This is a genomic window from Kitasatospora gansuensis, from assembly GCF_014203705.1.
In the GTDB taxonomy this organism is placed as follows: domain Bacteria; phylum Actinomycetota; class Actinomycetes; order Streptomycetales; family Streptomycetaceae; genus Kitasatospora; species Kitasatospora gansuensis.
Genome location: NZ_JACHJR010000001.1, coordinates 1,792,296 through 1,802,849 on the forward strand (window position 1 = coordinate 1,792,296; position 10,554 = coordinate 1,802,849).

General features: G+C 74.1%; 6 protein-coding genes and 1 pseudogene. 4 read left to right on the forward strand and 3 right to left on the reverse strand.

The annotated features are described in order from the left end of the window. Positions 1-5: 5 nt before the first annotated feature. From F4556_RS08095 to mftF, 3 genes are read left to right on the forward strand one after another with little or no spacing between them, the layout of a single operon-like run. Entirely contained in the window at positions 6-815 is an 810-nt protein-coding gene (locus tag F4556_RS08095; RefSeq protein WP_184912916.1) for a mycofactocin-associated electron transfer flavoprotein beta subunit, read from the forward strand. Continuing rightward, entirely contained in the window at positions 809-1,606 is a 798-nt protein-coding gene (locus tag F4556_RS08100; protein ID WP_313068207.1) for a mycofactocin-coupled SDR family oxidoreductase, read from the forward strand. The genes F4556_RS08095 and F4556_RS08100 overlap by 7 nt, the downstream gene beginning before the upstream one ends. After that, entirely contained in the window at positions 1,603-3,000 is a 1,398-nt protein-coding gene (gene mftF / locus F4556_RS08105; protein WP_221503556.1) for a mycofactocin biosynthesis glycosyltransferase MftF, read from the forward strand. The genes F4556_RS08100 and mftF overlap by 4 nt, the downstream gene beginning before the upstream one ends. 51 nt (positions 3,001-3,051) lie before the next feature. Here the strand turns inward: mftF and F4556_RS08110 are convergent, their stop codons facing one another. Then, a complete protein-coding gene (locus F4556_RS08110) occupies positions 3,052-3,498 on the reverse strand; it encodes a DUF3291 domain-containing protein (protein WP_184912917.1) in 447 nt (148 codons plus the stop codon). Positions 3,499-3,658: 160 nt separating this feature from the next. On the opposite strand from F4556_RS08110, the gene F4556_RS08115 reads away from it, so the two are divergent. Next, entirely contained in the window at positions 3,659-4,570 is a 912-nt protein-coding gene (locus F4556_RS08115) for a LysR family transcriptional regulator (protein ID WP_184912919.1), read from the forward strand. 45 nt (positions 4,571-4,615) lie between these two features. Here F4556_RS08115 and mftE read toward each other — a convergent pair whose 3' ends face one another. Together mftE and F4556_RS08125 are read right to left on the reverse strand one after the other, a co-directional pair. After that, complete coding sequence (gene mftE / locus F4556_RS08120; protein ID WP_221503557.1) at positions 4,616-5,332, reverse strand: mycofactocin biosynthesis peptidyl-dipeptidase MftE; 717 nt, start codon at positions 5,330-5,332, stop codon at positions 4,616-4,618. Positions 5,333-5,335: 3 nt separating this feature from the next. Beyond that, a pseudogene (locus F4556_RS08125) lies at positions 5,336-10,528 on the reverse strand (type I polyketide synthase); the annotation flags it as partial. Between the last annotated feature and the right edge of the window lie 26 nt (positions 10,529-10,554).

The following is a 10,554-nucleotide window of genomic DNA, read 5'->3' on the forward strand; positions in this document are numbered from 1 at the left end:
CCGACATGGCCGAACAGCCGCTGGTGGTGGCCGCGTTGAGCCCCACCGACCCGCTCGGCGGGGCCGACGCCGCTGCCCTGGAGCTGGTGCTCCGACTCACCGAGGCGCTGGGCGGACGCAGCCTGGCGGTCACCGTCGGGCCGGCCGGCGGCGAGGAGGTGCTCCGCCAGGCGCTGGCCTGCGGGGTGCAGCAGGTGCTCCGGATCGACTGCCCGGGTGCGGTCGGCAGTGACGCCAAGGCCCGCGCGCTGGCCACCGGGCTCACCGCCGTACCCGCTCTGCTGCTCTGCGGCGACCGCTCCACCGGCCGGGGCACCGGCGCGACCCCGGCCTTCCTGGCCGCCCGACTGGGCACCGCCCAGGCGCTCGGCCTCACCCAACTCACGCTCACTGATCGTCAGTTGACAGCTGTCCGGCGGATCGACGGCCGACGTCGCGAGCAGCTGACGGTGCCCCAGCCGGCCGTCTGCTCGGTCGAGCCCGGCAGTGCCCGGCTGCGGCGGGCCGCCCTGCCCGCCCTGCTCACCGCCCGGACGGCCGAGATCCCGGTCGCCACCATCTCCCTCCCCGAGCCCCGGCAGCGGGTCAGGCTGAGCCCGGCCCGGCCGTACCGGCCCCGGCCGCTCGTGCTGCCCGCCCCCGTCGGCGCCGACCCGCTGGCCCGGATCCGGGCCCTGACCGAGACCGACCGCCCGCGCACCGCCGCCCGGGTGATCACCCCGGCCGGGCCCGAGGCGGCCGTCGACGAACTGCTCGGCTACCTCCGCGAGCACGGCTACCTCACCCACCTCACCCGGGAGGACGACCAGTGCTGACCTCCGAGACCACCAGGGTCGCCCTGGTCACCGGCGCGGCGCGCGGCATCGGCGCCGCCGTGGTGACCCAACTAGCCGACCAGGGCTGGCGGGTGGTCGCCGTGGACGTGTGCGAGGACCTGCCCGGCGTCGACTACCCGCTGGGCACCAAGCAGCAGCTGCTCGAACTCGCCGACCGCTGGCCCGATTCGGTCGTCCCGGTGGTCGCCGACGTCCGCGACGCCACCGCGCTGCGCGCGGCCGTCGCGGAGGCCGAGCACCGGTTCGGCGGGCTGGACGCGGCCGTGGCGGCAGCGGCCGTGATCGCGGGCGGCCGGCCGCTCTGGGAGACCACCGACACCGAGTGGGACGTCCTGCTCGACATCGGAGTACGCGGCGTGGCCAACCTGGCCGCCGCCGCCGTACCCGCCCTGCTCCGCCGCCCGCAGCCGCGCACCGGCCGGTTCGTCGCGCTGGCCTCGGCCGCCGGACACCGCGGCCTCTGGCACCTGGCCGCCTACAACGCCGCCAAGCACGCCGTGGTCGGCCTGGTCCGCGGCCTGGCCACCGACCTGCGCGGCACCGGCGTCACCGCCACCGCGGTCTCCCCCGGCTCGACCCGGACCGCGATGCTGGACGCCAGCGCGGCACTCTACGACCTCACCGACGTCGAGGAGTTCGCCCGACACCAGCTGACCGAGCGGCTGCTCGACCCGGCCGAGGTGGCCGCCGCCGTCTGCTGGCTCTGCCACCCCGACTCCTCCGCCATCACCGGCACCGTGGTCCACGCAGACGGTGGGTTCACGGCATGACGGACCGCCAGGACATGACGCAGCTGCACCTGACGGCCGATCAGAGCGTGCAGTTCTGGGAGGACGGCCGGACCCTGCTCGGCGGTTCGCCGTACCGGGTACTGCGGCTCTCCACCCAGGCCGCCGCCCTGGTCGGCGGCTGGCTGGCCGGTGCGCCGGTCGCCCCCGTGACCGCGCACCGGCTGCTCGCCGCCCGGCTGGTCCGGGCCGGGATCGCCCACCCGGTGCACCGGTCCGCCCGGCTCACCGCCCAGGACGTCACCTTGGTGGTCCCGGTCCGCGACCAGCCGGACGGCCTGGCCGGGCTGGCGGCCGCCGTCGCGGACACCGCGAAGCTGCTGCTGGTGGACGACGGCTCGAAGCTGCCGATCCCGGGCGCGGCCGTCCGCCACGAGCACTCCCGGGGCCCCGCCGCCGCCCGCAACTCCGGCTGGCGGAAGGCCGGTACCGAGCTGGTGGCCTTCCTGGACGCGGACGTCACCCCCGAGCCCGGCTGGCTGGAGCCGCTGCTCCGGCACTTCGAGGACCCGGACGTGGTCGCGGTCGCCCCCCGGGTGCGCAGCACCCCGGGCCGCTCGCTGCTGGCCCGGTACGAGCAGACCCGCTCCCCGCTCGACCTCGGTCCGGTCGGCGGCGTGGTGCGCCCCGGCAGTCGGGTCAGCTACCTGCCGTCCGCCGCCCTGGTGCTGCGCACCTCCGCGCTGCGCGAGCTCGGCGGCTTCGACGAACGGATGCGGTTCGGCGAGGACGTCGACCTGATCTGGCGGCTGGCGGCCGGCACCGGCCTGGTGCGGTACGAACCGGCCGCCGTGGTGCGGCACGAGCCCCGCCCGGACTGGCGGGCCTGGGCCAAGCAGCGCTTCGGGTACGGCACTTCGGCCGCCCCACTGGCCCTGCGGCACGGCCGGGCGGTCGCCCCGGTGAAGGTCTCGTTCTGGAGCGCGGCCGCCTGGGCCGCCCTGGCCCTCGGCCGCCCGGCGACCGGGGTGGCCATCGCCGCCGGCACCGCCGCCCTGCTGCCGCGCAAGCTCGCCCCGTTCGGCGTCCCGGCCCGCGAGTCCCTCCAACTGGCCGCCCGCGGCCACCTCGGCGCCGGGCGCCTGCTCGGCGACGCCGTGACCCGCTCCTGGTGGCCGGTGGCCGTCCCCCTGCTGGCGGCAACCCGGGCGGGCCGCCCCCTGCTCGCCGCCGCCTTCGCCCGCCACGCGGTGGACTGGTACCGCGACCGCCCCCTGGTGGACCTCCCCCGCTGGACGGCGGCTCGGATCGCCGACGACCTCGCCTACGGGGCCGGGGTCTGGTGGGGCGCACTGCGCCACCGCACGGTCGCCCCGCTGCTGCCCGACCTGTCCGACTGGCCGGGCCGGGACGGGGTTCAGCGGCCCGCCGACTGACGTACCGTCGCCTGACGGTGCCTCTCGCACTCACCCATGAGCGGGCCGCGATCACCGGTGGTCGAACCGGAGCTCTCGTCCCGGGGATGCGTTCCGCTCTTCCTGCCGTGTGACCTCCTCGTCGAGACGGCGCTCGGCTTCGGTCCAGCTGATCGGGAGGCTGTCGACCGAGGTCATCCAGAACACGAAAGTCGACTGCTTCATCGTCGGACGCATCGCCGTGACGATTCGGCGGTGCGGGTCGGTGTCGCGGTAGGCCGTGAGCGAAGCGCGGTTGTCCCACGCCGACACGGTCAGGAAGGTGCGCTGCAGTGGGCGCGCGATCAGTGATGCGCCGAACGCTCCAGGTGCGCGCCGGACTTGGCGCCACGCTGCCAACGAGTTGAGGAAGAACCGCGGCACGTCCTTCAGGCTGCGCACCTCGAACCGTGACGCCATGATCAGTGCATCGGTGTGTTTCGTCGGCGGGTTGGGGACGGTCCAGGGCAGGGTGGGCATGGCATCGACTTCCTTGTGTGACGAGCTGTTGACGCAGGCAGGCCGGCATGGGTCGTCCTGATGTCCGGTGGTCGTCAGCCTCGGGCATGCGCCGGTCGGGATCAACGTAGACTTCGCGGAAGCGCCGATAACCGTGCGGTTATCGATCGGGGGGCGGGGCGTGGAACTGCGGGACATCGAGATCTTCCTGACGCTGGCGGAGGAGCTGCACTTCGGCCGCACCGCGGCACGGCTGCACGTCTCCCAGGCGCGGGTGAGTCAGGCGATCAGAAAGCAGGAACGGCGGGTCGGTGCCGCCCTGTTCGAGCGCACCAGCCGGACAGTCGCCCTGACGCCGGTCGGACGCCGGCTGCGTGCGGACCTGCAACAGGCGTACGACCAGATCCACGACGGGCTCGCCCGGGCCAGTGCCGCAGCCGGAGAGGTCTGCGGGACACTTCGGCTGGGCGTCATGGGTGCTCTGGGCCACGAGATGCGGGCCGTGATCGACGCATTCGTGGAGCGGTACGCCAACTGCGAAGTCTCCATGGTCGAGTACCACTTCAGCGACCCGTTCGCTCTGCTGCGGTCGGGGCAGGTCGACGTCCAACTGATGTGGCTGCCGGTACGGGAGCCCGATCTGACGGTCGGCCCCGGCGTTCTGACGGAGGGCCGGGTGCTCGCCGTGCCTGCCGCATCCGAGTGGGCCAACCGGGAGTCGGTGTCGATGGAGGACCTCGGCGACTGCACGGTCTTCGAACCCGGCCCCGAGCCACCCGACTACTGGGGCGAGGCGATGCTGCCCCGGCACACCCCGCAGGGGCGCCCCGTACCGCGTGGGCCATCGGCCCGGACCTTCCACGAAGTGCTCGCCCTCATCGCCGCCGGGAAGATCGTCAGCCCGTTGAACGAGCACGTCACCTGGTACTACACGCATCCGGGTATCACGTACGTGCCGATCCGTGACGCGCCGCTCACCGAGTGGGCACTCGTCTGGCCCACCGCCCGCGACAACCCTCGCCTGCGCGCGTTCACCGAAACGGCACACCACTGCGGCCCTCGGAGCATCACCTGCGGCGATCGCGGATACTGAACTCGCCCGCCCGGGATGTGATCCCTCACGAGGACGACCCGCTCGTCAGCGTACGGTGGTCCAGCCGTCGTACGCCGTCAGCAGGGTGGCCGTCCAGCCGTCCAGCAGGTGGTGCCCCTCATCAGCGGTGGCTCCGGTGGGGTCGCCCAGGACGCCGTTCGGGGTGACCGCTGCCAGGCCGCCGGTGCGGAGGACGGGCAGTAATTCCACCAGCCCGGCGGTGTTGCCGGGTTCGGCCAGCTCGGGGCGGACGGCGGCGGGGCGCAGCGCCAGCATCGCGGAGGTCTCGGTGCGTCCGGCGTGGCTGTCCTCCGGCGGTCCGGACGGTGACCAGGCCAGCACCCGGCGGCCCTCCGCCCGCAGTCGGGTGACCGCGCGGTGCAGCGGGGCGGCGTTGCCGCCGTGGCCGCAGACCAGCACCACACCGGCGAAGTCGTCGGCGGAGCGCACCAGTTCGACCAGCAGCAGCTCCAGCGCCCGCTGCCCGATCGACAGCGTGCCGGGGAAGCCGGCGTGCTCACCGCTCGACCCGTACGCCAGGGCGGGCGCCACCACCACCGACTCCCGGGCCGCCGCCAGGCGTTCGCACAGGGCCGCGGCCACCTCGGTGTCCACCGTGAACGGCAGGTGCGGGCCGTGCTGTTCGGTCGCGCCGAGCGGCACGGCCAGCACCGAGTACGGTGCCAGCCGTGCCGCCTGAGGCCACGTCAGCCCGGACAGCCGCCGCGGGCCGGGGTCGGACGAGGCCGGTTCGAGGGACAACGGTCAGCCGGAGATGCCGAGTTCGGCGTCGAGGATGTCGAACAGCTCGTCCGTGCTGGCCGCGACCAGGTCCTCGTCGATGCCCTGCTCCTCGGTCTCGAAGAGCAGCTCCCGCAGGTAGGCCGCGAGCGCACTGGCCGACGGGTAGTCGAAGACCAGCATCGGCGTCAGGTTCCGGCCCGCCGCGGTGACCATCCGGTTGCGCAGTTCGAGCGCGCTGAGCGAGTCGAACCCGATGTCCAGGAAGCCCCGCTCGGGGTCGATCGCGTCCGGGCCCGGGTGGCCGAGGATCTCGGCGGCGTGGGTCCTGACCACCTGGAGGACGGCCCGGTCGAGGTCCGCACCGGTGACGCCCGCCAGCTGCTCCGGCAGGGTCTGGCCCGCACCCTGGTGGGCGCCGGCCCGGGACGGCCGCCGGGTCGGTGCCTTGACCAACCCGCGGAGCAGGGCCGGGAGTTCGTCGGCCCGGGCGCGCAGGGCGACCGGGTCCACGTGCACCGGGACCACCACGGCCGCGTCGGTGACCCGCAGCGCCGAGTCGAGCATCGCCAGGCCCTCGGCCGCCGAGAAGGCGGGCAGGCCCTGCCGGCGCATCCGCAGCAGGTCGGCCTCGGCGAGGTACTGGCTCATGCCGGTGTCCACCGCCCAGGCGCCCCAGGCCAGCGAGGTCGCCCGCAGGCCCGCCAGCCGCCGGTGCTCGGCCAGGCCGTCGAGGAACACGTTGGCGGCGGCGTACCCGGCCTGCCCCTGGGCGAGCACCAGCCCGCCGGCCGAGGAGAACAGGACGAACAGCCCGAGGTCCAGCTCGGCGGTCAGCTCGTGCAGGTACCAGGCGGCGTCGGCCTTGGGGGCGAGGCTGGAGTCCACCAGCTCCGCCGTCCAGGAGCCGATGACCCCGTTGTGCACCACACCCGCCACGTGCACCACGCCGGTCAGCGGGTGAGCGTCCGGGATGCTCGCCAACAGGCCCTCCAGGGCGGCCCGTTCGGCCACGTCGGCGGCCGTGACGGTCACCTCCGCGCCCAACTCGGTGAGCTCGGCGACCAGTTCGGCGGCGCCGGGCGCGGCCGGGCCGCGCCGGCTGGTGAGCAGCAGGTGCCGGACGCCGTACTCGGTTACCAGGTGACGGGCCACCAGCGCGCCCAGCCCGCCGGTGCCGCCGGTGATCAGGACGGTGCCCGCCGGGTCCAGTTCGGGGCCGGCGGCGTCGGCCGGGACCGGCAGCGCGGTCAGCCGGGGCACCAGCACCTCGCCCGCCCGGATGGCCAGCTCGGGCTCACCCGTGGCCAGCGCACCGGCCAGGGCGATCCGGGACTCGGCCCGGTCGTCGATGTCCACCAGGACGAACCGGCCCGGGTGTTCGGCCTGCGCGGCGCGCACCAGGCCCCAGACCGGGGTCTGGGTGAGGTCGCCGGGCTCGCCGACCACGGTGACCCCACCGTGGGTGGCGACGGCCAGCCGCGAGTCGGCGTACCGCTCGTCGGCCAGCCACTCCTGGACCACCGCGAGCACCTGGTTGGCCGCCACCCTGGCCCCGGCGGGCAGGTCCACGGTGGCCGCGCTGATCTCCAGCAGGACGGTCTCCGGCACCACAGGGCCGTCCAGGTCCAGACTCCCCCAGTCCACCGGGTCGGGGGCCCCGAGTGCGGTCAACGGGAGCGGGTTCCAGACGAGTTGGAAGAGCGAGCCGGCCTGCGCCGGGCCACCCGAACCGAGCTGCTCCGGGGTGACCGGACGGAACGTCAGCGACTCGACCGTCGCCACCGGGGCACCCTCGGTGTCCGCCAGCTCGATGCTGATCGTGGTGTCGGTCGGCCGCACCAGCCTGACCCGCACCGCGGTGGCACCCACCGCGTGCAGGGTGACCCCGGCCCAGGAGAACGGCAGCAGGGTCTGGTCCTCGCCGCCCTCGCCGAGGCTGAGCGCGTGCATGGACGCGTCCAACAGCGCGGGGTGGATGCCGAAGCGGGCGGCCTCGGCGTGCGACTGAGCGGGCAGGGCGACCGAGGCGAAGACCTCGTCGCCGCGCTTCCAGGCCGCCTGGACGCCCTGGAACACCGGCCCGTAAGCGTAACCCTGGCCCAGCAGCACCGAGTAGAGGTCCTGGACGTCCACAGCGGTGGCCCCGGCGGGCGGCCACTCGGTGAAGTCGAAGGCCGGGGCCGGGGCACCGGCGGCGAGCACGCCCTCGGCGTGCAGGGTCCACGGGCCCTGGGCGTCGGCCTCGGAGCGGGAGTAGATCCGCAGCGAGCGACGGTCCGTCACATCCGCCGCACCGACCGAGACCTGGACGGCGAGGCCGCCGCGCTCCGGCAGGATCAGCGGGGCCTGGATGGTCAGTTCCTCCACCAGGTCGGCCCCGGCCTGCTCGGCGGCGCGGGCCGCCAGCTCGACGAAGCCGGTGCCCGGCAGCAGGATGCTGCCCAGTACGTCGTGGTCGGCGACCCAGCCCTGCCCGTCGACCGACAGCCGGCCGGTGAGCACCAGCCCCTCGGTGTCGGGCAGCGCGAGCGCCGCCCCGAGCAGCGGGTGCTCGACCCGCTGCTGGCCGACCGACGCGACGTCACCGTCGGCACTGCCCCCGGCCAGCGCGTCCACCCAGTAGCGGCTGCGCTGGAAGGCGTACGTCGGCAGCTCCACCCGGCGGGCGCCCGAGTCGGCGAAGAACGCCGACCAGCTGACCGCCACACCGGCGGAGTGCAGGCGGCCGAGCGCGGTGACCAGCGCGGTGGTCTCCGCCCGGTCCTTGCGCGCGGCCGCGACGAAGACCGCGTCCTCGGACTCGACGCTCTGCTGGGCCAGCCCGGTCAGGATGCCGTCGGGGCCGATCTCCAGGAAGCGGGAGACCCCCCGGGCGGCCAACTCCCGGACATTGTCGGCGAATCGGACCGCGTCGCGGACGTGGCTCACCCAGTACTCGGGGTCCGTGAACGAGCCCGACGCCACCACCGCGATCGACGGCTCGGCAAACGTCAGCCCGGAAACCACCGCGCGGAACTCGTCCAGCATCGGGTCCATCAGCGGCGAGTGGAACGCGTGCGACACGCTCAGCTGCTTCGTCCGGGCGAAGCCCGAAGCGATCTCCAGCACGGTGGCCTCGTCACCCGAGACCACCACCGAGCGGGGGCCGTTGACCGCCGCGATGCTGACCTCGGCGGTGAGCAGCGGCAGGACCTCGGCCTCGGTCGCCTCGATCGCCACCATCGCACCACCCGAAGGCAGTTCCTGCATCAGCCGACCACGCGCGGAGACCAGCTTGGCGGCGTCGGAGAGCGACAGCACCCCGGCCACGTGCGCAGCCGCGATCTCACCCACCGAGTGCCCGGCCAGGAAATCAGGCCGCACACCCCACGACTCCACCAACCTGAACAGCGCCACCTCGAAGGCGAACAGCGCACTCTGCGTGTTCACGGTGCGGTTCAGCTCCGACGCATCGTCACCCCACACCACATCCCGCAGCGAACCACCCAGCGCACCCAACACCTCGTCGAACGCCGCCGCGAACACCGGGAACGCAGCGTGCAGTTCACGCCCCATCCCGAGCCGCTGCGACCCCTGCCCCGTGAACAGGAACGCCACCTGCGCGCCCGGCCGGGCCTGCCCCGGCACCTCGGCGCCCTCGGCGACGGCCCGCAGTCCGGCGATCAGCTCGGCCCGGTCGGCGCCGACGACCACCGCCCGCCGCTCCAGTGCGGAGCGGGTGACGGCCAGCGACCAGCCCACGTCGGCGATCCCGAGCGCGGGGTCGGCCTCGATGTGGTCGGCCAGCTTGGCCGCCTGGCCGCGCAGCGCCTCCACCGTCCGGCCGGAGAACACCCAGGGCACGTCGGGGAGTTGGACACCGTCGGCGGCCGGGGCCACCTCGGCGGGGGCCTGCTCGATGATGACGTGCGCGTTGGTGCCGCTCAGCCCGAAGGACGAGACACCGGCCCGCCGTACCCGGCCGGTCTCCGGCCAGGCCCGGGCCTCGGTCAGCAGCTCGACGCCGCCCGCCTCCCAGTCGACCTTGGAGGTGCGGTCCGCCGAGTGCAGCGACTTGGGCAGTACGCCGTGCCGGATCGCCTCGACCATCTTGATGATGCCGCCGACCCCGGCCGCCGCCTGGGTGTGACCCAGGTTCGACTTCAACGAGCCCAGCCAGAGCGGCTGGTCGGCGGCCCGGCCCTTGCCGTACGTGGCGAGCAGTGCCTGCGCCTCGATCGGGTCGCCCAGCGTGGTGCCCGTACCGTGCGCCTCGACGGTGTCCACGTCGGCGGGCGTCAGCTGGGCGTTGGCCAGCGCCGCCCGGATGACGCGCTGCTGGGACGGGCCGTTGGGGGTGGTCAGGCCGCTGGAGGCGCCGTCCTGGTTGGTGGCCGAGCCGCGCACCACGGCCAGGATCCGGTGGCCGTTGCGCTGGGCGTCGGAGAGCCGCTCGAGCAGCAGCATGCCCGTACCCTCCGAGCAGCCGGTGCCGTCCGCGTGCTCGGAGAAGGACTTGCAGCGCCCGTCCTTGGCCAGTCCGCGCTGGGTGCTGAAGTAGACGAACATGTCGGGGTTGGTCATCACGGTGACGCCGCCGGCCAGCGCGAGCGAGACCTCACCGGTCCGCAGTGCCTGGACCGCCATGTGCAGCGCGACCAGCGAGGACGAGCAGGCGGTGTCCACCGTGACGGCCGGGCCCTCCAGGCCGAGGGTGTACGCGACCCGGCCGGTGACCAGGCTGCCGTCGCTGCTGCCGAAGCCGTAGTCGTGGTACATCACCCCGGCGTAGACCCCGGTCCGGCTGCCCTTCAGGGCGAGCGGGTCGACGCCCGCGTTCTCGATCGCCTCCCAGGAGGTCTCCAGCAGCAGGCGCTGCTGGGGGTCGATGGTGAGGGCCTCGTTCGGCGCGATGCCGAAGAAGCCGGGGTCGAAGTCGGCGGCGTCGTGCAGGAATCCGCCCTCGTGGGCGATGCTCTTGCCGGCCTTGCCGGGCTCGGGGTCGTACACCCCGTCGAGGTCCCAGCCACGGTCGGCCGGGAAGTCCGACACGGCGTCGACCCCGTCGGCGACCAGCCGCCAGAGGTCCTGCGGGGTTTCCACCCCGCCGGGGTAGCGGCAGGCCATCCCGACGATGGCGATCGGTTCGACGGCCGCCGCGGTGAGGCTGCCGTTCAGCTGACGCAGGCGCTCGTTGTCCAGCATGGACTTGCGGAGTGCCTCGACTATCTGGTCCACGGACGCGTCCACGGTGTGGGGAT